Genomic DNA, 24,276 nt, shown 5'->3' with positions numbered 1-24,276 from the left:
TTATTCTGAAGTGTAAGAAAGGACCCATTCGAGCGCTGCATCTTTAGATTTCAAATAATCGTCAATACTAACTTCGATTGGAAAGTCTGGCTCTATTGCATCCGTTTTAGATTGCTCGAAACAGAATTTTCGTTTGGAATAAGTTACTTCTAGCTTCGAATGAGGCAACACGAAACTACCCATGTCTTGGTAACCGCAGGGTGCTGCACCTGTAGCTCCACCAACGACGCGCGCATTCAAAATCTCTTTGAATTGAGAGGTGTTAGACATTGCAGCGGAAAAAGTTTTTCCATTTGTTAAAACGAAAACACCATTTCTCCAATCTACACTATCAGCAAGGTTTAGATAGGAAGCCAAAAGAAGCCCTAGAAAAAAATCGCCCCCATAATTATCGCGCAAGTCAATAATGATAGTTTGTGTGCCCTGCTCTCGAATATGCTCTATAAGTGCATTTCCCAGTAAATGAGCTTCATCATAATTAGGATAACGTCCAAAATTGATCAAAATTGTCGGGTCAGTTTTATGTTGACCAAACCATAACCGTTCATTTGTCTTGAAAACTGTCTCAAAGTCATTTGTGTTTCGATTGGCAATTGATTTTTTCTCTGAACTTTCAAAAGCTTTTCTGCTCATCAATTCAAGAGTTTGGGATAATATCGCTCCACTCTTTTTCAATTCAATTGAGACTTCACTTGAATGCCTGCCTACAATACCAAGCCCTTGTAAAAGCACTTCATCTGAAAGACCCCTCGCAGTTCTCACACGCCTGGAATGTTCATTTTCAACAAACGGCACAATTTGACCGATTTGGTTTTCAAGATCTAAAACAGGTATTGAATTTAAAGCGACTAACTTACTTCCCAAAAGCTTTTCATAACGACCTGTTGCGCTGGTCACATAATATTCGCCGTCTATAAAAGAGAACGTAATCGGTAATTGCTGTTGAGTTAAACCCCAGAGCGGAAAAGTAGTATGACCATCTCCGATTTGGCGAGTCAGCCTCATCATATCAATGAGTGATTTTTGAAATTGATCCTCAACAAAATCATCAGCAATCTCATTTAATTTTGATACAAAGTGTTCTTCTGAGATCGAGTGGAATAAGTCTATGTGGTTTTCTCGCAATTTCTGCTCAAAGACCAAAAGATCTTCTTTCCATTCCTCTTTTGATACTAACGTTTCAGGCGATTTAGCGCATGCCGGGAAACACAGCGACACAAACAAAGCGATAAGCGCAATTACTTTTACAATTTGCAAATTCATAAATTGCGCCTTTTACTGTTGCTAAGCATTATTCTAATTCCCACCAGCGCGAATGGTATCGCTTTCATCTGATGTAAGTTTCATCCAATTGTTACGTTCTAAGCCATAGGCCATATCCATAGCTTCAAATTGAAGCCCGACAGGCTTACCTGAAGACGAGTTCCAAAGCGCAGCAATACCAGTATCTAACTCAGGATCGAACAATATCATTGCGCGATACCCCTTAACCGCACCTCGGTGGCCAACAAGCTTGCGGCCCGCATAATCATACACCCGCCAACCCAGCGCATAGTCCGCATGCGTAACATGGCTTGACCGACGCTTCATTCTATTGCGCTCTTTCCAAGTCGCTGTACGCGGCGCATGGATGTCTTCGAGAACAGTTTCTGAGATGACGTCAGGTTTTACCCCCATCTGAGCCTGCATGTATTTAGCAAGATCCTCGATCGAAGAATTCATACCGCCCGCTGCCGGTACTTTGTAATAATTATCATTCAATTCTACTGGGCGCAGCATTGATAATCCGCGTGAATACCCAAATGGACGTGCCCAATTTCCAGTGCGTTTCAAGTCCTGTCTAGTTAGACTAGCTGACTTCATGCCTAGTGGTGAAAATATGTGCTCAGTAACCAAATCCCGATATTTCTTACCAGTTACCTCAGTCACAATTTCACTGATCGTGTCAAATGCTACATTCTGATAAGAATGGCAGTCACCTGGCGTGCAAATGTAATTTAGCTTCCCTAGGTCTTTTCGTATTTTCTTAGGGTCAACACCATCTTCAAGACGTGTATCATAAGCATTAGGAACTATACCTAATTGGTGAGACAACAAATCTTCTACATCTAGCTTGGATAAGCCTGCCTTTGGCAAGCGTAGTGTTGTTTCAAAATCGGAGAGTGGCTTGCTGAGATCAAGCTCACCTTTATCTTCCAAAATGCCTGCTAGAGTTCCCGCGACACCTTTTGATAGAGAAGCCCAACGAAACACTGTGTCTTTATCTACAGCGGGACCACCCGGATAGGTTTTCCCATATCCTTTAAGAAAAGAAATTTCACCGCGATCGACAATTGCTAACGCAAACCCGACCATATGGGCTTCTTTCATCATCTTCTCAGCGCGTTGATCGATATAGGAAGTGTCGATCAGATTTGCAGGTTCTGGTGCCAGCGAAGGGGCAGATATTTCCACCTCTTCTATTTCAGTTTGAGCGAGCACAGCCCCCTGCCCCAATAAACCTAAAAGCGTAATTCCACTAACCAAGAGAGATTGAAATTTCATGCGCACAATCGACTTCCCAAGCTTTTGACATATCTAGTGTTACATTTGTAACCACATACACTGCAACCAATCGAGTCATAATTATGGTGAATGCGTCATATTACGTGGTTTTCATCAAATTCTTGATATCCTGAACTCACATTCTGAATGCGAGATTAACTTCATGTGCTTCTAATGAAGTACAAAACCAAATAGTTATGGGGATAGAGATGAGTTTGTCGAAAAATTACCAACAGATGGCGCAATACAATCTTTGGATGACACAGAAAATCTATGATGCATTAGACAAAATGGGTGATGAAGAACGCAAAGCTGACCGTAAAGCTTTTTGGAAATCCATTCATTCCACAATGAACCATATTTTATGGGCCGACATTCGCTGGACAAACAGGCTCTCACAATCTGTGTACCCAATTGAAGTGGGACAAATGGGCGTGGATTTATTCGAAAATTTTGAAGAATTAAAAGCCGAGCATTTCAAAATGGCCGAATACATTGAAAATTGGGTCGGGACGTTGAACGATGAGTTCTTCAATCAAGAAATTAGTTGGGTGCCTATTTGGGGCGGTGACCCTATCGCCACCCCATATTATGTGGGTATGAGTCACATGTTCAATCACCAAACACACCACCGCGGTCAGGTTACACAAATGTTGCACCCTATGGGAATTAACATAGGCGACACCGATTTGCCGCTAATGCCATAACTTTGGATATCAAAAAGGCCAGAAAACACTGGCCTTTTTATAATCTATTAGAATGTATCAGAAGATTTTGGTTTTACGCGCCCTTCAATGCGGTCAATCATTTTGGCCGCTATTGTGGAGTTTGCACAAACAAGATCACCATCATTGAATGGATCGTTTCCACTTAGTCCATGAACTTCGCCATGGGCTTCTTTTACAAGAACAATACCCGCAGCAACATCCCATGGAGCTAATCCGCGCTCCCAGAAGCCGTCATAGCGACCGGCTGCTACATACGCCAAATCAAGCGCAGCAGATCCAAAACGACGGATCCCAGCCACTTCGCCCATCAGTATGTTTAGCTCTTTCAGAAATTCCGGATGATCTCCACGTCCCATAAACGGAATACCCGTTGCGAGGACTGATTCACCTAATTTGCGTCGATTGGAGACTCGCAAACGACGGTTTTCCAACCAAGCACCTTCTCCCGTCTCAGCCCAAAAAATCTCGTTGCGAACCACATCATGAATGACACCCGCGCGAAGTTCTCCATCACGTTCAAGGCCAATTGATACAGCAAAGTGGGGAATGCCATGTAAGAAGTTTGTCGTTCCATCCAATGGATCTACAATAAACCTGTGCGACTTATCTGATCCTTCAACAACTCCACCTTCTTCCATCAAGAAACCATAACCCGGTCTCTTCTTTGAAAGACGATCAAAACAAATCTCTTCTGCTTTTTTATCTGCCATAGTAACAAAATCAGCAGGTCCTTTTTTAGACACCTGCAATTGTTCAACCTCACCAAAGTCACGCAATAATTTGCGGCCAGCCACCTGAGCAGCTTCAATCATAATGGTAACGGTCGGTGATGGGCGAGACATTGTTTTGATTTCCTAAGAGCAGTCTTTGCATTTGTGTGGATGGACGCAAAGTAAAATACCAGACGGCGCGTCTATCCTAGTCAGAGCAATTTATCAAGCTTGTCTACAAATCTGGCTTTTCTACCAAACTTCAAATGAACTTGCTAAATCTCATAATTTCTATCGGTAATAGCTCGAAACATAGGTTTCGCTTCATAATTACGATCAAACAACAATGGATAATTTGAACGCGTAGTTGGCGAAGTGTTCAGCCAAGAATACTTATCTGTAATTCCCCAAAAAGATACGTTTTCAACACTTGGCCTTAGAATAAGTCCATCGAAAATATCTCTCAATAATTGAGCTTGAGTGGCTTGCATACTATCAGGCAAATTTGCCCCGAAATCCGGATCACAACCAGTTTGGTTTTCCCAACATGAACCTGGATCACCATATACAGAAACATCCAGTTCAGTGATATGATTTACCAGCCCGGCGAATAGATCATCAACTGCATCAATTGCATCAAGAACGGATTGAGCAGTATCCCTGTAATCAAGATGACATTGATGCCCAACACCATCAATTGGAATGTTTCGGTCGAGCAAATCTTGAACAACTTGCAATAATCTCGCGCGCTTGTCTGGGAATTCAGTTGTATATTCATTGATCAGCAATAGTGCATCCGGATCGGCTGCACGTGCAGCCACAAACGCCCAATCAATAAAGTCAGCATTGCCCACTACTCGATACCATGTGGTGTCAGAATAGGGCGCATTCGGCTCAGAATCGCTATTGGCTATTACTTCATTGACAACATGCCATGACTTAATCCGACCACGATAACGCGACACGACTTGGGTAATGTAGTTTTCAAGTCTGGCCTTAATTTCAGCGCGTGTTCCTTCAAAGAAATAGTCAGGAGTTGAATCATTCCACAAAAGCGTGTGCCCATGCATTTCCAGGCCATTCTCTTCAGCAAAATCGACGAGCCGATCTGCAGCTGAAAAATCAAACTCCCCCTCTCGAGGAGCCAGTGCATTTGGCTTCATTTCGTATTCGGCCATCATGGAATTGAATTGCGATTTCAACAGATCGATACTCGTGTCAGCTGCGTCTATGCGCGGCGTCTGAACAGAGGAGCCAACTTTAAAATTGTTTCTGTAAGTGTTTCTCAGCAATCCAGAACTAGGCTGATATCCAGTAGGTGTGGGTGTTGGCGTCGGTGTAGGAGTTGGAGTAGGCGTACTATTAGAGCCCCCTCCACCACCACTGCAATTACCCAATGCAAGCAAACTCACACCGCCAAGCATGAGCTTCAGTCGTTCACGAGCATTTATATCAACCACGACGCTTACCCCTCACGCAATTTTCATTTCTCAATATCAATCTATGATGGAGACAAATGAAGCAAAAAGTGGTTTTCTTCAACCCCTTGAATGCATTAACTTATTTAATTCACTCACTGCCTTCTTTGGCCCACCCTCATAATTCCATACACCAGATGATACCGCAATAAAGTCGGCACCAGCCTCTATTATGGGATTTGCATTTTCCACGGTGATACCACCAATAGCCACACAAGGTAATTCGATGAACTGTTGCCACCAAGTGAGAGTGTCTATCTCAGCTTTTGATTTAGGATCTTTAGTCTGCGTTGGATAAAAAGCACCGAAAGCGACATAATCTGCACCACCTTCCCCCGCCTCTAAAGCAAGATGACGGCTATCATGACATGTCACGCCAACGATAGCATCTTCACCAAGAATTTGACGTGCTTCCTGTATGCTAGCGTCTTCTTGACCTATATGCACACCGTCTGCTTTTAGCTTCTTTGCAAGATCTGGGCGGTCATTGATTAGAACTGCAACACCTTTTTCCTGCGCTATCGGAATTATCCGGCGACCAATTTCCACAATGTGATCATCCGGCGCGGATACACCTTCTCTAGATTTCAAACGTATCTGCAGACAAGCCACGTCTCCACCATCAAGCGCCTCTTTGAGTGCATGTGTGAAAGCTTCAATGTCATCAATAATGGGCGGTGTGATGAGATATAATCGACATTCTTGATTCATAATAAGTTCTGATGCGTTTGCTGGCAGGAATTGTACATCAGACCTATATGTCAGCGTTTTAGATCTTTTTCATCAGAAAATTTGTTATTTTCTCTGCAAATGGAGCTAAACTAAATGCAACAAACCATGCAATTGGCGCAGCCAATCCCCATGCTTTTAACCATCGCATCGCAAGGTCTTCGTCAATTCCGGTATTCACAATCGTTATGAACAACCCAACTAAACCGCTCATCCCCAAAGACATAAGCCCAGTAAAAATCAGTCTACGCTTAAACACACTAAATCTCCCGCTATCAAAGCGATATGGTAATTATCTGTGCTGGCGGCAAATCAGTTAGAGCTCACATTTTTGTGTAAAGCAAATAAAAACCCGCTCCCGTTTAAGAGCGGGCTTCATTTTCAATTCAATTGAAAGCTATCTTAACCAGCTTTAGAAGCGGTATAAATTTCATCAATTGTTGATGACAAAGTACCATCAAAGTCTGCGTCAGATTGTTGAGCTGACAAGCCTTCCAAAGTCGCACGGGAGAAACTGGCGATCATGCCAGTGTTGGAAGCAAGTTTTGCATTTGCTTCTTCACGAGCGTAACCACCAGACAGAGCCACAACACGCTGCACACGTGGGTGATCAATCAAAGACTGATAGAAGTTCGCTTCAGTTGGAAGTGAAAGCTTCAACATCACTTGTTTGTCTTCTGGAAGCGCATCAAGTTGCTTTGTGATTTCAGAACGAAGAATTTCTTCAGCTTCAGCCTTGTCAGAAATTGTGATTGTCACTTCTGGTTCAATAATAGGCATAAGACCGTGTGAGATAATCTGCATGCCAACTTCAAATTGTTGAGCAACAACAGCAGCAATACCTTCTTGGTTTGCAGCATTCACAACTGAACGCATTTTTGTTCCATACACACCGTTTTCAACAGCACGCTCAAGCAAACAATCAAGTCCAGGCATCGGCTTCATCACCTGAACGCCGTTTTCTTCGTCTGCCAAACCTTTATCAACTTTCAAGAAAGGCACGACACCGCGCTTTTCCCAAAGGTATTTGGCCGTTGGCATTCCGTCAATTTCGCCATCCATTGTACGTTCAAACAAGATTGCACCGATAACTTTGTCGCCGTTAAAAGCTGGTGATTTAATGATACGTGTACGCATTTCGTGTACCAACGCAAACATTTCATCATCGTTTGAATACGCGCTTTCTTCTACGCCGTAAGCTTTAAGAGCTTTTGGAGTTGAACCACCTGATTGGTCCAGAGCAGCTACGAATCCGTCTTTAGTTGCCGCTTGTTGCGCCATTTCCGTGTTAGTCATGTTTTTGTCCCATATGCATTCGCGTTTTCGCGATTATTGCTTTTACAGTAGCACGGAACCCCTAGCAGATTCCGTGCCGCCATCTTCAAATTTAGTTTTAAACTAACAAAACGTCAGTTTTATTACTCTGGTTTAAGCGCGCAACGCCTCTACACCTGGAAGCACTTTTCCTTCCATCCACTCGAGGAATGCCCCTCCAGCAGTCGAGATAAAGGTGAAATCGTCTGCAGCTTTCGCGTGGTTTAACGCAGCAACGGTGTCTCCGCCACCAGCAACTGCAGTGATCTTACCTGATTTAGCTAGATCACCCGCACCTTTGGCAGCAGCTACCGTCGCCTCATCAAATGGCTCAAGTTCAAACGCCCCTAGCGGTCCGTTCCATACAACTGTCTTAGATTTGGACATTTCATCAACCAATGTCGCAGCCGAAATTGGACCTGCATCCAAAATCATTTCTTCTTCAGCAACATCATTTGCATTACAAATACGAGATGGCGCACGTGCTTTAAACTCTTTTGCACATACGACGTCTGTTGGTAGCAAGATCTTACAACCAGACTTTTCAGCTGCGTCCTGAATTTCTTTCACTGTGCCTGTCAATTCTGACTCACAAAGTGACTTTCCAACACTAACACCATCTGCAAACAGGAATGTGTTTGCCATTCCACCACCGATCGCCAACGTATCGACTTTGGAAACAAGGTTTTTCAATAGATCGATTTTGGAAGAAACTTTTGCCCCACCGACAACAGCCACAACAGGACGAACAGGTGTGCCAAGTGCTGCATCTAATGATTTCAATTCGGCTTCCATTGAACGTCCCGCGTAAGCAGGAAGAAATTTAGCCAAACCTTCTGTAGACACGTGCGCACGGTGAGCAGCGGAGAAAGCATCATTCACATAGACATCACCTAGCTTGGACATTTCTTCAGCAAGCTCAGTGTCGTTTTTCTCTTCACCGGCTTCAAAACGTGTGTTTTCCAAAAGGATCACATCGCCCTTACCAGCCAAATCAATCGCTTGTTGAGCAACCGGCCCTACACATGCAGTTGCAAATGTAACAGGCTTGCCCAAAACAGCTTCGATTGCAGGTACTACCGGACCAAGGCTCATCTCTGGAACCACTTTACCTTTTGGACGACCAAAGTGAGCAAGCAACGCTACTTTTGCGCCATTGTCAGTAAGGTATTTGATCGTTGGAAGTGCCGCACGTAAACGCGTGTCATCCGTCACTTCACCTGCTTCATTCATAGGAACGTTAAAATCAACGCGGACAAGAGCAGTCTTACCGTCGAGCTCAGCGTCATTCAGGGTTTTAAAACCAGTACTCATCTCAATCCTCTTTGTGGAATGGCTCCGAACCATCATATTCTTGTTCAAACCAAGTCGCACCACTATTCGGCCCAACCTTTACAACAGCTCGCACTTCATCAATTTTCTCTACTACAAGCCTTGGAGTTGGTTTAAATTTTTTTTCCCATAGACAGTCGAGGATATTTTGATCCCAAATCATGTCTACAGCTAAAAGTTCGGCTTCCTCATATGAGGAAGCCGTAACCAATCTTGTAGTATAGAATCCGTACAGAACGCTCTCATTTTTTCCAATAACTGATCCTGGGAAATCAATTCCTTTGATAAAGCAACGGAAAACAGCCAAGAGAGCGAACTTTCATTCTTAGATAAATTTCGCCAGAGCGACCGCTGTGTCAGACATGCGAGTTGAGAAACCCCACTCGTTATCATACCAAGCCAACACAGATACAAAGTTTCCATCCATAACCTTTGTTTGGTCAGCGTGAAAAATTGATGAGTGTGGGTCGTGGTTGAAGTCTGAAGACACGTGCTTCACTTCAGTGTAACCAAGAACGCCTTTCAAAGAACCTTCAGATGCTTCTTTAACTGCTGCGTTGATTTCTTCGATTGATGTGTCGCGCTTTGCAACAAACTTCAAATCAACAACAGATACGTTTGGTGTTGGCACACGAAGAGAGAAACCGTCCAATTTTCCGTTTAGCTCTGGAAGAACCAAACCAACAGCTTTAGCAGCACCAGTTGATGTTGGGATCATAGACAATGCTGCACCACGTGCACGGTAAAGGTCGTTGTGCATACGGTCTAGAGTCGGCTGGTCACCAGTGTATGAGTGCACAGTTGTCATGATACCTTTTTCGATACCAATTGTGTCGTTCAATACTTTAGCAACAGGTGACAAACAGTTTGTTGTACATGATGCGTTTGAGATAACAGTGTCATCAGCAGTCAATGTGTCGTGGTTCACACCATAAACGATAGTTTTGTCAGCACCGCCTGCAGGAGCAGAAACGATCACACGCTTTGCACCAGCGTCAAGGTGAGCAGATGCTTTTTCTTTTGATGCGAAGAAACCTGTACATTCCATCGCAATGTCAACATTGTTTTCAGCGTGTGGAAGTTCTTTAGGATCACGGATAGCTGTAACTTTGATAGCTTTACCGTTGACTACGATGCTATCACCTTCAACAGAAACATCTGCCTGAAGTGTACCATGTACAGAGTCATACTTTAGCAAGTGAGCGTTTGTTTCCACTGGTCCAAGGTCGTTGATTGACACAACCTCAACATCAGTACGGTTGTTTTCAATAATTGAACGCAATACCAAACGTCCGATGCGGCCAAAGCCATTGATTGCTATACGTACAGCCATCTTTAAATTCCTTATATAGTCCCTGTGAGTTACGCTACGTGATACATGGCCCCGTAGCACACTTTTATCAATATTTACGACCCAATTAGATTTGCTTTAATGCAGCATCTACTACAGCGTCAGACGTAATATTGAAGTGGTTAAACAAATCCTTAGCTGGCGCAGAAGCACCAAAACCTGTCATACCAACAAATTCACCGTCTGACCCAATAATTGAATCCCACCCAAATCTAACACCGGCTTCTACACCAACTTTTGGAACATTACCGCCCAATACCTCAGCTTGATATGCGTCAGATTGTTCAAAGAACAATTCCATGCATGGCATTGATACAACGCGTGCGCTAATGTCTTGCTCAGCAAGCTTGGCCTGTGCATCCAAAGCGAGTCCCACTTCAGACCCTGAAGCGATTAGCACAATTTGTGCCATGCCATCTTCTGCGTCCTTCAGAATATACCCACCTTTTGAGACTAGGTTTTCTTCTGTGTGCACTGTTCTAGCGGCAGGAACTCCTTGACGTGTCAAAGCCAGCACTGACGGGCTTTCTTCCTTGCTCAGTGCAACTTGCCAAGCTTCCATTGTTTCCACACCATCGCATGGACGGAAAACATAAATGTTTGGCATGGCGCGCAATGAAGCCACATGCTCTACAGGTTGGTGCGTTGGACCATCTTCACCCAGTCCGATTGAGTCGTGAGTCATCACGTGAATGACACGTTCCCCCATCAGAGCTCCCAAACGGATTGCACCACGAGAATAATCAGCAAATGCTAGGAAGGTTCCAGAATAAGGAATAACGCCCCCGTGCTGCGCCATTCCATTCATAGCAGCAGCCATTGCATGCTCACGCACACCATAGTGCATATAGCGCCCTGCCCAATCATCATTGTTTAGAGCAGTTGTGTGTGATGTTTTTGTGTTGTTGGAACCAGTCAAATCGGCTGATCCACCAACCATTTCTGGAACAGCTCCCGTCAACACTTCAAGCGCTGCACCGGACCATTGACGAGTTGCTTTAGTTGATTGTCCTTCAACAACTTCTTTTTTGTGCGCGTTAATCGCATCTTCTACGCCAGCAGGCAGTTTACCTTCCATAGCGCGAGTGAATTCAGCGCCGTTTGCTGAAGTTTCCAAACGAGCTTCCCAAGCTTTTCTGGTGTCAACCGAACGGATACCAGCTTCACGCCAAGCAGAAAGCACATCGGATTCAACAAAGAAACGCTCAGTTGGTAAACCAAGATTCTCGCGCAAAGCCGCTGTTTCATCCGCTGGGTATGGACCACCATGCGCCTTACCCTGACCAGCAAAAGTAGGTGCACCAAAACCAATCGTAGTTTTACAAGCAATCATACTCGGTTGATCTGTTTTGGATTGTGCCTTTTTGATCGCCGCTGCTACTGCTTCAGGATCGTGACCATCAATCGCCTCAACATCCCAGCCGGATGCTGCAAATCGTGCAGTTTGTTTTGTGGAATCTGCAACGTCAGTTCCACCATCAATCGTCACGGCATTATCATCAAAAAGAACAATCAACTTACCAAGCTTTAAGTGCCCAGCTAGGGTAATAGCTTCTTGCGAGATACCTTCCATAAGGCACCCATCACCAGCGATTACATATGTATAGTGATCTACCAGTTCATCGCCATAACGCGCATTCATGCTGCGTTCTGCGATTGCCATTCCAACCGCCGTTGCAATACCTTGTCCCAGTGGACCTGTTGTTGTCTCCACACCTTCGGTGACAAAATTCTCAGGGTGACCCGGTGTTTTTGATCCCAATTGACGAAATTGTTTAATGTCTTCCATCGATACAGATGGATAACCTGTCAGGTGAAGCAATGAATAGATCAACATCGACCCATGACCAGCCGATAGAACAAAACGGTCTCGGTCATGCCATTTTGGTGAAGTGGGATCGTATTTCAAAAACTGAGTAAACAGCACTGTCGCCGCATCCGCCATCCCCAAAGGCAAACCTAAATGCCCGATTCCAGCCTTTTCAATGGCATCTGTAGAAAGTGCACGAATGGCATTTGCCATATCGCGATTAGCGACCGCTGATGAACTCATAATGGCTTCCCTGTGATGTTTTTTTAGGTGAGTTAAACGCATTACAAATTACGTCAAGACCCAAGTCGTAAAGCTTTCATCGTCTGCTATTGCAAAAATTGATTGCATCCAACAGCTTAGTGAAGCAAAATAGTTAACATGGATGAGTATTATCAGAATAAAAAAGGCGCAAAAGTGCAAGAACACGATATTCTGGCTCAAGCTGAACGTCGATTAAACAATGCAATTACCAATCTTACAGGTGGCATTGATCGCGTAATGGAAAGGCTAGATGCTTCTCGTCCTGCAGAAAGAGAAGCCGAAGCACTGAGACGAGATCGCGCAAAACTGGCGATGGATCTAGACAGTGCTAAAGCTAGAGAAAAAGAATTACAACAGCTGGCCGATGAAGCTTCAACAGCTTTAGGCGCAGCGATTAAGGAAGTTAGGGAGGCCTTGGGTAAAGTCTGATTTGTGGGAATTCAGATTTGATAAATATCCAAGCTTCAGGGGTGATAGCATGAGCAAAGCCGAACTAAACATAAATAAGAAACGTTACATAATATCGTGCGAACAAGGCCAAGAAAAACGTCTTCAAGAATTGGGCGCGCGTTTAAATGAGCGTGTTGTTGAACTCGCACAAGTTATGGGTGATATCGGTGTTGAGCAGCTTTTCCTCGCGGCATCTTTGTCGTTGCTGGACGAATTGGAAGAAGCAGAACAAAGTGCCGGTGTAAATTCTCTTGATGAGCGCATTGAAGCCATAGAACAACGCGCTGCTAAAGCATTATCTGATGCTGCAGGACGCATTGAATCGCTGTCAGCTCATCTCGACAGAGCGCATTAAATCTCAAGTTTAGGCGTTCAATCCAGCAACATAACCCGAAGACCAAGCCCACTGAAAATTATACCCCCCTAACCAACCGGTCACATCCACCGCCTCTCCTATGAAGAAAAGACCCGGGACTTCTTTGGCTTCCATGGTTTTTGAGGATAAATCATTTGTATCGATACCACCGATAGTTACCTCAGCAGTTCGATACCCTTCTGTCCCGACAGGCTTTAATCTCCAATTGGACACACGCTTGGCAATATCTTCCAATTTTGCATTTGAAAGATCGGCCATCCGGACTTCACCAAAAGTTTGATCAGCTATCATTTGTGCAAGTCTTGAAGGAAGAAAGCCTTCTAAAATGCTCGATAGCTGTCTTTTGGGAGCAGATTTTCGACCTTCTTTCAACAGCTCAAGAACATCTACACCTAGTGCAAGATCAACTTCGATTTCATTGCCGAGTTGCCAATAAGATGAAGCCTGCAAAGACACAGGCCCTGACAAACCTCTATGTGTGAACAAAAGAGCTTCTTCAAACGCAACCTGCCCAGTATCCATACGAGAGTTTACAGATACACCTGATAATTCAGACATTTGCTCAAGTAACTCACCACCGAATGTGAAGGGCACTAATCCGGGACGCGGATCGATAATTTTCAATCCAAATTGCTTTGCAAGTTCATATGCAAATGGTGTGGCTCCCATTTTAGGGATCGACAATCCACCTGTTGCAACAATCAGCGATTCACAGTGCATTCCGCCGGAATTGGTTTTGATATAAAATTCCGTATCACGTTTGGACACGTCCAACACTTGAGTGTTCAACTTGATATCAACTTTATTCGTCTCACAATCATCTAGCAACATATCGATAATCTCTTTCGCAGATTTATCGCAGAATAGCTGCCCTAATGTTTTTTCGTGATATTCAATTCCTCGCTCTTCCACACGAGCAATGAAGTCATGCTGCGTATACTGTTTGAGAGCAGATTTACAAAAATGCGGGTTTTGAGAAATAAATCGAGAAGGATGCACATTTACATTGGTGAAGTTACAGCGCCCTCCACCCGAAATACGAATTTTCTCTGCAGGTTTTTTCGAGTGATCGATCACGCACACGGATCGCCCACGCTTTCCAGCCTCAATCGCACTAAATAATCCCGCTGCCCCAGCACCAAGAACAATAACATCATAATTTTCAGAAGACATAACTACCTTGGAACACAATTCAGAAACACCGCTAAGCCAAATAAAAAAAGCCGCCAAGCAGAACTTAGCGGCCTTTGGTAAGATTATAAGATACCCTTAAGCAGCCATTACGCGCTCTACTTCATCCACAAGCTCGCGCAAGTGGAAAGGCTTTGACAACACTTTTGCACCGGCTGGTGTGGGGCTACCGTTAGACAATGCAACAGCTGCAAAGCCTGTGATAAATACAATCTTCATTGCAGGATCTAGTTCTGCACCCTTACGCGCCAACTCAATACCGTCTAACCCTGGCATCACAATATCAGTCAGAAGCAAATCAAACACTTCTTCTTGAAGCGCTCCCAGCGCAGTTTCACCATCATCATAGTCACGAACTGTGTGTCCGGCTTTTTTCAGCGCATTCACAAGAAAACCGCGCAAGCTATTATCGTCTTCTGCAAGAATAATTTTGGCCATAATGTCCTATCTCACCACACCGTTTGACTCTTAGTGTAACAAACTTCTCATAATTGAGTAAAGTTCCTATGAAGATTCTAATACAACTTCCTTAACATCACCGATTGCAATGTCGCTACGTCACGGATTATATGGGAAGAATGCATAGTAATCTCACTTCATCCAAACATCTATCAAAACAAATGACCGACCTAAACTGTCGGCAGATACTCGATGATTCAGAAGATAGTTATGTTGTTTCTCGTCCCGACCATCAAACGAGTCCCGTGGTATTTGCCTCTCCTCACTCTGGAAGATGCTACCCACGATCCTTTTTCAGTGCCTGCATTGCTGACCACATGGATTTGCGCCGAGTCGAAGATGCATATGTCGACTTCTTATTTGACCAGACACCAAAACTTGGCTCAATCTTCATTCGCGCCTTAGTGGGACGAGCTTGTTTAGACCTAAATCGGGCTTCAAACGAATTAGACGCCCATATTATTGATCCGCCAATCAAAACCCCGCGCCCCAATCGCACACCTCGTGTTCAGGCAGGGTTGGGTTGTATTCCTCGTATCGCATATTCAGGCAAACAGATTTATGGACGCAAACTCACACCTGAAGAAATCAATAAGCGTCTGCAAACGATTTATTTGCCCTACCACACAACGATGAACGAGCTGATCGATGAGACGAGAGTGCGTTTTGGTGTTTCATTTCTGATCGATTGTCATTCCATGCCGTCTCAAAGTGAGCTCGGCTCTGAATATCCAGACATCATATTGGGCGATAGGTTTGGGGGATCTTGTTCTGCTGAATTAACCCAAAAAATTGAAGACGCCTTCTCAGCACATGGGTATTCTGTTGCTAGAAACCGCCCTTATGCAGGTGGTTACGTTACCCAGTCTCAAGGGAAGCCAGAAAAACAGCGCCACGCTCTGCAAATCGAAATAAATCGGAAGCTTTATCTAGATGAAGACAAAGTGCTTCTCACTGAAAATGCAGACAAGTTGAAGTCTGACATCAATTCAATTTTTGCAAAACTTAACACTTGGGCAACCATGATAGCTCCCAAAACCCCTGCAAACATGTAACGCTCCTCCAAAAAAAACGGCCACGCAAAAGCGTGGCCTTAAAGTTTCAATAGGGAGGAAACGTTCTAGCAAATCAGAACGTCTGCGGCGCGAACGCCAGCCCAATCCTTATGCCTTCTATCCCTAGGTAATCTCAATAAGATTCACATCTGAAATTAGATTTTCTGATTAAGCGCTCAAATTTTTTGCAGTTCCGACAACCCTGCCTTTCCATTGACCAGTTATTTCGTACAAGCCCTGTCTCCATGGTTAAATTTACCATGATATCAAATATTTTTGAGCTTTTCCTGCACTTGGCCCGTAGATTGCTCAGTCAACTCCGACAGGTTTTAAATGATACGTTATCCAGCGTATCCGCATGGTCGGAGTGTTAAAAATGGCAACAGATGTAGATATTTATGTAGGAAAACGCCTTCGTCGTAGACGTCGTCTTCTTGGAATGACCCAACAAGATCTCGCTTCAGAAATTGGTGTGCGTTTCCAACAGATACAAAAGTATGAATGTGGTGCCAACCGCATTACTGCTAGCCGCCTATTTGATTTGGCAAATGCTTTGACAGTGAATGTCAGCTATTTCTTCGACGGTCTAGCTCCAGATGGTCAGCAAGCTCCTGCAAATGATGGCAATGACACACTTTCAGGTGACATTCTTTCCCAGAAAGAAACACTAGAACTTGTGCGTGCTTACTACCGTTTGAGTGAACGTCCACGTCGTCGTCTATTGGATCTTGCAAAAGCACTTGAAGAAGACAACAAAGGCCAAGGCGTTGCCTAAAGGCTTTGACTAAATTTAGCACTCATCACTATGGGCAGCTTCTTTGCGCTGCCTATAGTTGTGCGAATAAATGATTACCTACAGTGTGGGCATTATATTTCTTCAAATGCATGAAATTCAACTTGCAAACTTAGGCAGGTATCGGCATTTTCAATTGCATGACTGATGCAAGCACACTTCTTGAACTCACCACTTTCGCTGAAAAACTAGCCGATGAAGCTGGAAAAGCTATCTTACCTTATTTTAGAGGTGAAGGATCAATAGCTGACAACAAGGCTAGCTCTGGCTTTGACCCGGTTACAGAAGCAGATAAAGCTGCAGAACGTGCAATTCGTGCGGTAATCGATGAAGAGCGCCCAGATGATGCCATTATGGGTGAAGAATACGGCTATAAAGACGGCACTAGCGGATGGACTTGGTATCTAGACCCAATTGATGGCACTCGCGCCTTCATGTCTGGTCTCCCAGTCTGGACCACACTGATCGGTCTTGTTAAAGATAATAAGTCGATCATTGGTGTGATAGATCAAGCCTATCTTGAAGAGCGGTATGTCGGCACACCTTCTGGGTCATACATGATCAAAAAAGGTGGAGAAAAGACTCTTCTAAAAACGCGTGATTGCTCGAAACTTACTGATGCAATTCTTGCGACGACCGACTACTTTATCTTTACGCCACCAGAACGCGGTGCATTTGAACATTTGCGCGCAACGGCCAAACTTACTCGATATGGATTAGACGCATACGCATATGCCCGCGTAGCTGCCGGAACGATGGACATGGTCGCAGAGGCGGGCTTACAATCTTATGATGTTGCGGCGCTTATACCAGTTATTGAAAATGCCGGAGGTGTTGTGACCGACTGGGCAGGTAACCCAGCCACATTAGGCGGACAAATAGTGGCCGCTGCAAACCAAGAAATATTAGACGAAGCATTGATTTCCCTTCGCCGTTCTGCGCGGGCCTTCAATACATAAAGACCCTCTATTTCGTTAAACGCCCGCCCTATCTAGCATTTTATCAAATGCTACAAAAAACCGCTCTCGTCTTGCATCAGTTTCCATCAAAATTTCATGTTTGGCCCCCGCCACATTGATGTGTTCCATTGATTTAATGCGTTTTGAAATGGAATTATGAGTATTATTGTCTACCAGTGCTTCTTCTTGCGCTGACGCAACCATCATTGGAATGTGTAGATGTTCCAGAGATTTAGCTTTCGCAAATCCTTTTGAAACACTGAGTGCTTCTCTGACCCACCCCCAAGTCACTTCTCCCAATGCAATTTCGGGATTCTTTGCATTCAAGTCCTGCTGAATGCGCCACCTTGGTTCATAATTTGAAATTATGTTGTTTTTAAAAGTCTCGTTATGAGTGTGCCCGCGCACGATTTTTTGAGAGAAACCAAGTTTACACATAATCGGAACCAATGGGTGTAGAACTTTGGCAATTTTCAAACCCCACATTGGCGCGCAAAATGCGGCTGCATCCACATCTAATACTTGCCGACGTATTGCCTCTAGCGCAATTGCGCCTCCCATAGAATGAGCCAGAACAACTCTGGGCCCCTCCTCTAGTTTTTCTTCGATCACATTTAAACCTCTTTGCAAGGCCTCTATGTATCGATCAAAACTATCAACATACCCCGCCAGAGGGTCATCCAGTAAGCGAAAAGACAAACCCTGCCCCGGCCAATCAAAGGCCACAACACAAAAACCGCGATCTTGCAGATCACGTATCACCTCAAAATGTTTTTCAATAGGTTCTGTTCTACCAGGACAAACGATAGCTGTGCCGCGTGGAGAGGAAAATTTCGAACTTGCTCGCGCAAACAAACCTCGCATTTTGTTATTTTCATCATCGTGAAAATAGAAAGTCTCAGCAAACTCAGGAACTGGGTTATTCGGTATCAATACAAATTCATTCATAAGTAACCGCTCGCCTCCAGTTCAATATCTTCGAGATATAACTCAAAGAAATTAAATTTCTACACAATCATGCCCGTAGAAATAATATCCCGGGCATGAATGCTGCTGGATTAGTTAAGCTGACTAGCTCATGCTTGAGAATAATCCTTGAAGCTTCATTGCGACACTCATGTCACCTGAAACTTTTAGCTTGCCTTGCATGAATGCCATCATTGGGTCCATTTGCCCCTGAGCAAGCTTTTTGAAATCGTCAAAATCAACAGAAATAGTTGCGTCAGCGTCGCCATCGTCATTGGAAACAGCACTATTCGCACCATCAATGAACAATTTTCCGATATCACCAAAGTCAAATTTTACTGTGTTATCAAAATCAGCACCTGAAGATATAACATCAGAAATCTTTGCAGTAATTTCGTTCAAATCCATATCGTAAATTCCTTCCACAGGCCAAATAAGGGTTGTGTTTTATATACAATCTCTACTTAAAGATAGAAATTGCAACTCTATAATTTGTTGTTACTTTATTTCCTTGGGTAAAGGGAAACCCCAAACCGCAAAGAAATTTTACAATTTGATTAAATATATACCTGCTCGCCTCCCAAAGAAGCAAGCAGGTTTTAAATTTTACTCGGAAGCAGGTTTTACAAATTTCAGGGTCATCCGATCTGATTCACCAATCGCAACATATTTGGCTGCATCAAAATCAGCTGCACCATCTTCTCCTTCTTTAGGAGAACGGCTAACTGGCGGAAGCGTCCAAACACCATATGGGTGATCTGCAGTATCTGCAGAGTTGGCGTTTATTTCTGAACTGCCGTCAAAAACAAATCCTGCTTCTTGAGCCATTTGAATAACAAGTGACTCATGTACGTATCCGCTCTTACCTTCGGGATCTTGCTCTGCCCCGGATGGCAGGCGATGTTCAACTACACCCAAAACTCCACCCGGTTTTAGAGCGCGGAATGAGTCAGATAGCATTTTTTCAACATACTGCCCCTTCATCCAGTTATGAACATTGCGGAATGTCAAAACAACATCAGCAGTTCCCTCAACACCCAATCCGTCAGAGTCTTTTGATGCAACAGTCAGCTCAATGTCACCATAAATTTCAGGCTTTTCTAAAAATGCAGATGTGTATTTTTCAACTCCGCGCTTAGCGTAGTCAGAACCTGCAGGGTCAAAAGAAGCTGCAATCAACTTACCATTTCCTGATTTCAGATATGGCCCCAAAACTGACGTATACCAACCACCACCTGGCCAAATCTCTACAACTGTATCGGAGCTCTTAACACCAAAGAACTCAAGCGTTTCTTTTGGGTTACGCCAAGCGTCACGTTCTTTGGCTACTCTCCAGTCTCCTGCTAGAGCAGCGTCCAGCGGGCTAACTTCCGCAACAGGAGCCGCTTCAACCGATGTAGCAGCCTCTTCAGTTTTCACAGTACTCTCTTCAGCCGGCTCACACGCCATTACTGCAAGACCTGCTACGCTAGCCAACATAATTTTACTAAGTTTCATGGGTGTTTCCCTCCACCAAAATGCAATAATTCGGACATTAACCATTTTATACCTCTTGAACACCCTAAAATCACTCCTACATGTTATCCAGAGACGCCGATTACGGGTCTCTCGAGCGAAGTGATGAACAAATGTTGCACAACGCTTGATGTTTTAAATTCGCGACGCCGGATACAATCGACACCCGGATCGCACCTGTTGCTTAGAGAAGGACAGATTATGAGCACGATTGATTTAACGCCACTATACCGCACGATGGTAGGTTTTGACCGGATGGCGAACCTTATAAACACTGCGCAAAGACTAGATGGTGCACAGGGCTATCCCCCTTATAACATTGAACAATTAGACGAAAATGCATTTGCTATAGAGATAGCAGTTGCGGGTTTCTCTGAGGATGATCTGGAGATCGAAATCAAAGAAGGCCAATTGACCGTAGTTGGAAAAAAAGCAGGTCCAGATACCTCTTCAGATTCGAGTGAACGAAACTTCCTTCATCGTGGTATTGCTGAGCGCGGTTTTGTCCGCCGTTTCCAAGTCGCTGATCACGTTATCGTTACTCAGGCCAATTTGAAAAATGGTTTGCTCCGGATTGACCTTGTTAGAGAACTTCCAGAAGCAATGAAACCTCGCAAGATCGCAATTGGAAACAGCAACGCTGCTGCAAATTCACCAAAGACCATTGAAGGTGAAGCGACGTCTGAAACTACAGAGATTGATGTAGCCTAAAGAAGGCTCTCAATAGAACAAGGCGTTAGATGAATTTGATATTTCGTTCATTCTAAACTGCCCCTGAATTTCCCCCGCTTCAGGTAAGCGATATCGACTGCTCTGCCCCTCCCTAGAGTAAGCTCGGTATCGCTTTTTGTTGTTTAACCAAGACCGGCGAAAATTCCGGTAATTTGGGACACCAATTTTGTCATTATCCCTGGATAGAGAAGCATTGTCACTAAAAGACCTGCTACAGCGCCTCCTAAATGCGCCTCATGTCCAATTCTAGATTCTTCATTTCCAGATGCAAACGCTGAATAAGAGATAAACGCTATCCCAAATACGATTGCAGGCATCGGCAAAATCATAAACAAATAAATCATCGAGAATGGTTCAAACAGGCAAAACGAAATCAAAATGCCTGAAACCGCCCCCGACGCACCCACGGCCGAATAGTCTAAGCGCTTGTAATTCTCCAACACCGCCCATGCTCCCCCAGCAATGAGAGCCGCAAAATAGACAAGCAAATAATTTGTGGGCCCCAACAACCTCAACTCAAGGTAGGGGCCGAAAAAGAACAATGTAAGCATGTTGAGGAGCAGATGCCCCGGGCCGACATGCAAAAAACCTGACGTCAAAAGCCTATACCATTGATTCTTATTTACAATTTCATCCACACGCAAATAATTGGCTTCAAAAAAATTACTGTTTGAAAAACCGATCATTGAATACGCAACATTTGCAATAATGATTGCAAATGTAATGGGTGCGGCCATCAAAATTTCGAACATGACATCCCCCTAGCTAAGCTACTTTCTAATTTTCTTTAGATTCGCTAGCTGGTGTCGCTTCAACAACTTCAGAAGAAGGTTCAGCCTTAGGCTCTTCACTTTTAGATGAAGAAACTTCAACTTTAACCTCTGCAACATCCGTCGCTGAAGTTTCAGCAGATGTAGTGTTTTCACTAGTCTCAGTAGCTTCTGCCACCATTTCACCACCCACTGCCGCAACAGCAACTTCATCACCATCACGGTTTTTCTTGTGTCGATTATGTCTGCGGCGACCACGCCGACGACCACGACCACCTTCATCGCCATCCCTTTTGGGTCGTTCAGGGCGACGCAAGAATTCACCAATGCCAACTTCCTCAACGAATGCCAACAAAGCTTCTTCTTCGGACTGGTTTGAAAATTTACGACGAACATCTTTGAAAGACCTGGCTGCAGAACGCAGTGGCGTATGAGACAATTCATCCTTGCCGAGTGTTACGGTGACTTCGTCTTGACGCGCCAAAGAAGCTTCTAAGTTTGCAGCAGCCCATGGCAAGAACGTGACACCCAATTCTTTTTTGAAAATCGGAGTCAAAGTATCTTTTAAGTCTCCGAAAGACTCAAACGGCCCGTTAGCTTTGGGGTCATCCATGAATTCACACCAAGCTTTTACAAAAGGGCCCTCTTTTTCGATGATCTTTGCCGGTGTTGGATCTTTCATCAACTGGCTTAATTGAGCAGCCAGTCCAAAATCAGCAACGGAAGGTCGACCACCGAAAATACATAAGTGCTTTTCAAGGTGTGCATTCAAAAGTTTCACAAACCGTTTGAAGCTTTTTTCAACGATACTACCGACCTCTTTATTCAAACCCATGCTGGGGAATAAATCAGTCATTCTAGCAATTGAATCTTGGATCAATTCTTTACGATTGTCTGGCTTTTCTTCGACGAAATACTCATCAATTGCGCGTGCAGCTGCTTCTTTTTGGTCCTTTTTACGGCCCCAACGATAGTGCATCACGGATTTTGACAGCCATAAATCAGCATAATCTTCCAACACCACTGCTAGAAATGCACAAGCCGCATCATCTGGCGTTGCTTCAGGCGAAGGTGTGTCAGCTTCCAATGCATCAATGGTGGGTGTTGTATCATGCACCGCAAAACCATTTGATGTCACCAAAACAGGTAAAGTCGAAAACCGAGCCACTTCCTGAAGTGTCTCTTCATTCTCCGCCGTGCGCACAAGCCATTCATGTTCCAGGCCTTTATAACGCATGTAACTTCTAAGCTTGATTGAGAAAGCGGATGTTTCCGCACCAAAGAGACGATAGGACGCGCTCATATTGTATGTATCTCCTAAAAATCGAGCCGGAAGCTACGCTTTCAAGGACATCAAAGCAACCCGCTATACTCGTCTCGGCTTCGGTTTTAGCTTTAAAACGACAGTTTCTACCTTAGAATATTGAAAACAGTGTGCTGGACAGCCTTGTTCAAATTGCGCTTTATCTACAGAACACACTATCCAAGCCATTTCGATCTGCAGGAATATGAAAACGTGAATTCAGAATCGCCTACCAATATTCTTGTCTACGCAGATAAACTGTTTTCACCATCTGAAAGCTTTATCCAAAGAAGCTACAGTCATTTTACTAGGCTCAAACCGATATATATTGGCCATGACATTCGAGGGCCTGCTCCTGAAGGAAGTGAATTTATTAAACTGGGAGAATCTCACGGACTTCTCGGAGAAATGGGCTTTAAACAATTTGGCAGAGTGTCCAGAAGACTTCTCACCAGATTAGAACAAAAAAAACCTGCTCTAATTCATGCTCATTTTGGAAAATCGGGTGCATATGCCCTGCCCTTGGCAAAAGCCCTCAACATTCCTTTGGTCGTCACATATCATGGTGGTGACGCAACCAAGCATTCAAATACTAAGGACAGCTTTTTCAGAGTTTATAATCGTCGCCGACAATCACTATGGAATGAAGCATCTCTAATCCTGCCTGTATCAAAGTTCATAGAGAATGAATTACGCATACATGGTTGCCCGCAACCCAAAATGCGTGTGCACTATAATGGCGTGGATCCCACAAAATTTTCTCAGTCTGAGAAAAAGAAAATCATTTTGTTTGCTGGCCGATGGGTGGAAAAAAAGGGAATTGATACACTTATATCCGCTCTGACTTTACTCAAAGATGATTTGGAAGGATGGGAAGTCCGCCTCCTTGGGGAAGGCCCTCTCAAACCTGAGCTGTCGCAGCATCTCGTCAAAGCAGGCATTGAAGCCAACCTCCCCGGCTGGGTAGACTCTGAAGACATGCCGGAGCATTTTGCAAAAAGTTCAATTGTCTGTGTCCCTTCAAAACGAGCAGTGTCAGGTGATGCAGAGGGATTGCCAATGGTGTGTATAGAAGCTCAACTTTCTGCATGTGCAGTTGTCGCGACGCGTCATGCTGGCATCCCTGAATGTATCCTAGACAAAAACACCGGCTACCTAGTCGAAGAAAACGACCATATCGCTTTCGCTAGGCGCTTAAAAGATCTTTTGTGTTCGCCAGAAACAATCACCAAGTTTGGACAAAACGGAGAAACAAACTCCAAGAAAATGTTCAATCTTCAAAATCAATCAAAATCTCTTGAAACAATTCTAAGCAATATGATCTCTTCACAAAATTGAATTAGATTAATGGAATTGTTAACGAAGCTGGCTTATTTTTTTACACATTAAATAGCTTAACGCATGTTTATTTAGAAATAGACCAAATAATTTTTACGAGTCCTTCATC

Annotated in this window: 26 protein-coding genes; 8 read left to right on the top strand and 18 right to left on the bottom strand. The window is 44.1% G+C overall.

Translation table 11 applies throughout. The annotated features are described in order from the left end of the window. On the bottom strand, positions 1–1,263 hold the full coding sequence (locus F551_RS0110715; protein ID WP_018997512.1) for a S41 family peptidase: 1,263 nt from the start codon (positions 1,261–1,263) through the stop codon (positions 1–3). A gap of 33 nt (positions 1,264–1,296) precedes the next feature. After that, positions 1,297–2,544 (bottom strand): serine hydrolase domain-containing protein, encoded by a 1,248-nt coding sequence (locus F551_RS0110710; protein WP_018997511.1) that lies wholly within the window; start codon positions 2,542–2,544, stop codon positions 1,297–1,299. A gap of 209 nt (positions 2,545–2,753) precedes the next feature. On the opposite strand from F551_RS0110710, the gene F551_RS0110705 reads away from it, so the two are divergent. Then, positions 2,754–3,251 carry a DinB family protein gene (locus tag F551_RS0110705; protein WP_018997510.1) on the top strand — a complete coding sequence of 166 codons (498 nt, stop codon included), beginning with the start codon at positions 2,754–2,756 and terminating at the stop codon, positions 3,249–3,251. 47 nt (positions 3,252–3,298) lie between these two features. On the opposite strand, the gene F551_RS0110700 is transcribed toward F551_RS0110705, so the two are convergent. The 9 genes from F551_RS0110700 to tkt all read right to left on the bottom strand — a co-directional run bounded on the left by F551_RS0110700 (position 3,299) and on the right by tkt (position 12,239). Next, positions 3,299–4,114 carry an inositol monophosphatase family protein gene (locus F551_RS0110700; protein WP_018997509.1) on the bottom strand — a complete coding sequence of 272 codons (816 nt, stop codon included), beginning with the start codon at positions 4,112–4,114 and terminating at the stop codon, positions 3,299–3,301. A gap of 143 nt (positions 4,115–4,257) precedes the next feature. Then, positions 4,258–5,442, bottom strand: coding sequence for an endo-1,4-beta-xylanase (locus tag F551_RS0110695; protein ID WP_018997508.1), 1,185 nt, complete (start codon positions 5,440–5,442; stop codon positions 4,258–4,260). A 78-nt stretch (positions 5,443–5,520) separates the two neighbouring features. Further along, positions 5,521–6,171, bottom strand: a complete 651-nt coding sequence (thiE, locus tag F551_RS0110690; RefSeq protein ID WP_018997507.1) for a thiamine phosphate synthase — start codon at positions 6,169–6,171, stop codon at positions 5,521–5,523. A gap of 58 nt (positions 6,172–6,229) precedes the next feature. Continuing rightward, on the bottom strand, positions 6,230–6,448 hold the full coding sequence (locus F551_RS17295; RefSeq protein WP_155825915.1) for a DUF2798 domain-containing protein: 219 nt from the start codon (positions 6,446–6,448) through the stop codon (positions 6,230–6,232). Between the two features lie 143 nt (positions 6,449–6,591). Next, positions 6,592–7,485, bottom strand: coding sequence for a fructose bisphosphate aldolase (locus F551_RS0110680; protein ID WP_018997505.1), 894 nt, complete (start codon positions 7,483–7,485; stop codon positions 6,592–6,594). Positions 7,486–7,617: 132 nt separating this feature from the next. Beyond that, entirely contained in the window at positions 7,618–8,817 is a 1,200-nt protein-coding gene (locus F551_RS0110675; protein ID WP_018997504.1) for a phosphoglycerate kinase, read from the bottom strand. Position 8,818: 1 nt separating this feature from the next. Then, a complete protein-coding gene (locus tag F551_RS0110670) occupies positions 8,819–9,142 on the bottom strand; it encodes a hypothetical protein (protein ID WP_018997503.1) in 324 nt (107 codons plus the stop codon). Positions 9,143–9,160: 18 nt separating this feature from the next. Beyond that, positions 9,161–10,168, bottom strand: a complete 1,008-nt coding sequence (gap, locus tag F551_RS0110665; RefSeq protein WP_018997502.1) for a type I glyceraldehyde-3-phosphate dehydrogenase — start codon at positions 10,166–10,168, stop codon at positions 9,161–9,163. Positions 10,169–10,253: 85 nt separating this feature from the next. Beyond that, the gene (tkt, locus tag F551_RS0110660; RefSeq protein WP_026296782.1) at positions 10,254–12,239 is read right to left on the bottom strand and encodes a transketolase; all 1,986 of its coding nucleotides are present in this window, start codon (positions 12,237–12,239) and stop codon (positions 10,254–10,256) included. 138 nt (positions 12,240–12,377) lie between these two features. Here tkt and F551_RS0110655 point away from each other — a divergent pair, with 138 nt between their 5' ends. Continuing rightward, a complete protein-coding gene (locus F551_RS0110655; RefSeq protein ID WP_018997500.1) occupies positions 12,378–12,689 on the top strand; it encodes a DUF4164 domain-containing protein in 312 nt (103 codons plus the stop codon). A 49-nt stretch (positions 12,690–12,738) separates the two neighbouring features. Continuing rightward, positions 12,739–13,065, top strand: coding sequence for a cell division protein ZapA (gene zapA, locus F551_RS0110650; RefSeq protein WP_018997499.1), 327 nt, complete (start codon positions 12,739–12,741; stop codon positions 13,063–13,065). Between the two features lie 9 nt (positions 13,066–13,074). Here the strand turns inward: zapA and F551_RS0110645 are convergent, their stop codons facing one another. Together F551_RS0110645 and cpdR are read right to left on the bottom strand one after the other, a co-directional pair. Continuing rightward, entirely contained in the window at positions 13,075–14,259 is a 1,185-nt protein-coding gene (locus F551_RS0110645; RefSeq protein WP_018997498.1) for a BaiN/RdsA family NAD(P)/FAD-dependent oxidoreductase, read from the bottom strand. A 96-nt stretch (positions 14,260–14,355) separates the two neighbouring features. Then, the gene (gene cpdR, locus F551_RS0110640) at positions 14,356–14,718 is read right to left on the bottom strand and encodes a cell cycle two-component system response regulator CpdR (protein WP_155825913.1); all 363 of its coding nucleotides are present in this window, start codon (positions 14,716–14,718) and stop codon (positions 14,356–14,358) included. Between the two features lie 128 nt (positions 14,719–14,846). Between cpdR and F551_RS0110635 the strand changes: the two genes are divergently transcribed. The 3 genes from F551_RS0110635 (at position 14,847) to hisN (ending at position 17,543) form a co-directional block, all read left to right on the top strand. Beyond that, positions 14,847–15,791, top strand: coding sequence for an N-formylglutamate amidohydrolase (locus tag F551_RS0110635; protein ID WP_324603030.1), 945 nt, complete (start codon positions 14,847–14,849; stop codon positions 15,789–15,791). Between the two features lie 376 nt (positions 15,792–16,167). Continuing rightward, positions 16,168–16,566 carry a helix-turn-helix transcriptional regulator gene (locus F551_RS0110630; RefSeq protein ID WP_026296780.1) on the top strand — a complete coding sequence of 133 codons (399 nt, stop codon included), beginning with the start codon at positions 16,168–16,170 and terminating at the stop codon, positions 16,564–16,566. Between the two features lie 158 nt (positions 16,567–16,724). Continuing rightward, entirely contained in the window at positions 16,725–17,543 is an 819-nt protein-coding gene (hisN, locus tag F551_RS0110625; protein ID WP_018997494.1) for a histidinol-phosphatase, read from the top strand. Positions 17,544–17,558: 15 nt separating this feature from the next. Here hisN and F551_RS0110620 read toward each other — a convergent pair whose 3' ends face one another. The 3 genes from F551_RS0110620 to F551_RS0110610 all read right to left on the bottom strand — a co-directional run bounded on the left by F551_RS0110620 (position 17,559) and on the right by F551_RS0110610 (position 20,006). Next, complete coding sequence (locus F551_RS0110620) at positions 17,559–18,491, bottom strand: alpha/beta fold hydrolase (protein WP_018997493.1); 933 nt, start codon at positions 18,489–18,491, stop codon at positions 17,559–17,561. A 123-nt stretch (positions 18,492–18,614) separates the two neighbouring features. Further along, the gene (locus F551_RS0110615) at positions 18,615–18,917 is read right to left on the bottom strand and encodes an SCP2 sterol-binding domain-containing protein (protein ID WP_018997492.1); all 303 of its coding nucleotides are present in this window, start codon (positions 18,915–18,917) and stop codon (positions 18,615–18,617) included. Between the two features lie 198 nt (positions 18,918–19,115). Beyond that, positions 19,116–20,006: a class I SAM-dependent methyltransferase gene (locus F551_RS0110610; protein WP_033404961.1), complete on the bottom strand. Its 891-nt coding sequence runs from the start codon at positions 20,004–20,006 to the stop codon at positions 19,116–19,118. A gap of 219 nt (positions 20,007–20,225) precedes the next feature. Between F551_RS0110610 and F551_RS0110605 the strand changes: the two genes are divergently transcribed. Next, entirely contained in the window at positions 20,226–20,735 is a 510-nt protein-coding gene (locus F551_RS0110605) for an Hsp20 family protein (protein WP_018997490.1), read from the top strand. Between the two features lie 143 nt (positions 20,736–20,878). Here F551_RS0110605 and F551_RS0110600 read toward each other — a convergent pair whose 3' ends face one another. Then, on the bottom strand, positions 20,879–21,508 hold the full coding sequence (locus tag F551_RS0110600) for a rhomboid family intramembrane serine protease (protein ID WP_018997489.1): 630 nt from the start codon (positions 21,506–21,508) through the stop codon (positions 20,879–20,881). 25 nt (positions 21,509–21,533) lie between these two features. Beyond that, a complete protein-coding gene (locus F551_RS0110595) occupies positions 21,534–22,829 on the bottom strand; it encodes a glutathione S-transferase family protein (RefSeq protein WP_018997488.1) in 1,296 nt (431 codons plus the stop codon). 213 nt (positions 22,830–23,042) lie between these two features. Between F551_RS0110595 and F551_RS0110590 the strand changes: the two genes are divergently transcribed. Next, positions 23,043–24,167 (top strand): glycosyltransferase, encoded by a 1,125-nt coding sequence (locus F551_RS0110590; RefSeq protein ID WP_155825911.1) that lies wholly within the window; start codon positions 23,043–23,045, stop codon positions 24,165–24,167. Positions 24,168–24,276 lie beyond the last annotated feature (109 nt).

The sequence above is a fragment of the Hirschia maritima DSM 19733 genome (genome assembly GCF_000378345.1).
Lineage (GTDB): Bacteria > Pseudomonadota > Alphaproteobacteria > Caulobacterales > Hyphomonadaceae > Hirschia > Hirschia maritima.
The sequence above is the reverse complement of the archived record's forward strand: the minus strand, read 5'-3'. Positions and strand labels throughout refer to the sequence as shown.

Excerpts from the sequence above, each read along its gene's own strand:
- F551_RS0110715 (WP_018997512.1), bottom strand. The coding sequence starts at position 1,263 with ATGAATTTGCAAATTGTAAAAGTAATTGCGCTTATCGCTTTGTTTGTG.
- F551_RS0110710 (WP_018997511.1), bottom strand. The coding sequence starts at position 2,544 with ATGAAATTTCAATCTCTCTTGGTTAGTGGAATTACGCTTTTAGGTTTA.
- F551_RS0110705 (WP_018997510.1), top strand. The coding sequence starts at position 2,754 with ATGAGTTTGTCGAAAAATTACCAACAGATGGCGCAATACAATCTTTGG.
- F551_RS0110700 (WP_018997509.1), bottom strand. The coding sequence starts at position 4,114 with ATGTCTCGCCCATCACCGACCGTTACCATTATGATTGAAGCTGCTCAG.
- thiE (WP_018997507.1), bottom strand. The coding sequence starts at position 6,171 with ATGAATCAAGAATGTCGATTATATCTCATCACACCGCCCATTATTGAT.
- F551_RS0110680 (WP_018997505.1), bottom strand. The coding sequence starts at position 7,485 with ATGACTAACACGGAAATGGCGCAACAAGCGGCAACTAAAGACGGATTC.
- F551_RS0110675 (WP_018997504.1), bottom strand. The coding sequence starts at position 8,817 with ATGAGTACTGGTTTTAAAACCCTGAATGACGCTGAGCTCGACGGTAAG.
- gap (WP_018997502.1), bottom strand. The coding sequence starts at position 10,168 with ATGGCTGTACGTATAGCAATCAATGGCTTTGGCCGCATCGGACGTTTG.
- tkt (WP_026296782.1), bottom strand. The coding sequence starts at position 12,239 with ATGAGTTCATCAGCGGTCGCTAATCGCGATATGGCAAATGCCATTCGT.
- F551_RS0110655 (WP_018997500.1), top strand. The coding sequence starts at position 12,378 with ATGGATGAGTATTATCAGAATAAAAAAGGCGCAAAAGTGCAAGAACAC.
- zapA (WP_018997499.1), top strand. The coding sequence starts at position 12,739 with ATGAGCAAAGCCGAACTAAACATAAATAAGAAACGTTACATAATATCG.
- F551_RS0110645 (WP_018997498.1), bottom strand. The coding sequence starts at position 14,259 with ATGTCTTCTGAAAATTATGATGTTATTGTTCTTGGTGCTGGGGCAGCG.
- F551_RS0110635 (WP_324603030.1), top strand. The coding sequence starts at position 14,847 with ATGGGAAGAATGCATAGTAATCTCACTTCATCCAAACATCTATCAAAA.
- F551_RS0110630 (WP_026296780.1), top strand. The coding sequence starts at position 16,168 with ATGGCAACAGATGTAGATATTTATGTAGGAAAACGCCTTCGTCGTAGA.
- hisN (WP_018997494.1), top strand. The coding sequence starts at position 16,725 with ATGACTGATGCAAGCACACTTCTTGAACTCACCACTTTCGCTGAAAAA.
- F551_RS0110620 (WP_018997493.1), bottom strand. The coding sequence starts at position 18,491 with ATGAATGAATTTGTATTGATACCGAATAACCCAGTTCCTGAGTTTGCT.
- F551_RS0110615 (WP_018997492.1), bottom strand. The coding sequence starts at position 18,917 with ATGGATTTGAACGAAATTACTGCAAAGATTTCTGATGTTATATCTTCA.
- F551_RS0110610 (WP_033404961.1), bottom strand. The coding sequence starts at position 20,006 with ATGAAACTTAGTAAAATTATGTTGGCTAGCGTAGCAGGTCTTGCAGTA.
- F551_RS0110605 (WP_018997490.1), top strand. The coding sequence starts at position 20,226 with ATGAGCACGATTGATTTAACGCCACTATACCGCACGATGGTAGGTTTT.
- F551_RS0110600 (WP_018997489.1), bottom strand. The coding sequence starts at position 21,508 with ATGTTCGAAATTTTGATGGCCGCACCCATTACATTTGCAATCATTATT.
- F551_RS0110595 (WP_018997488.1), bottom strand. The coding sequence starts at position 22,829 with ATGAGCGCGTCCTATCGTCTCTTTGGTGCGGAAACATCCGCTTTCTCA.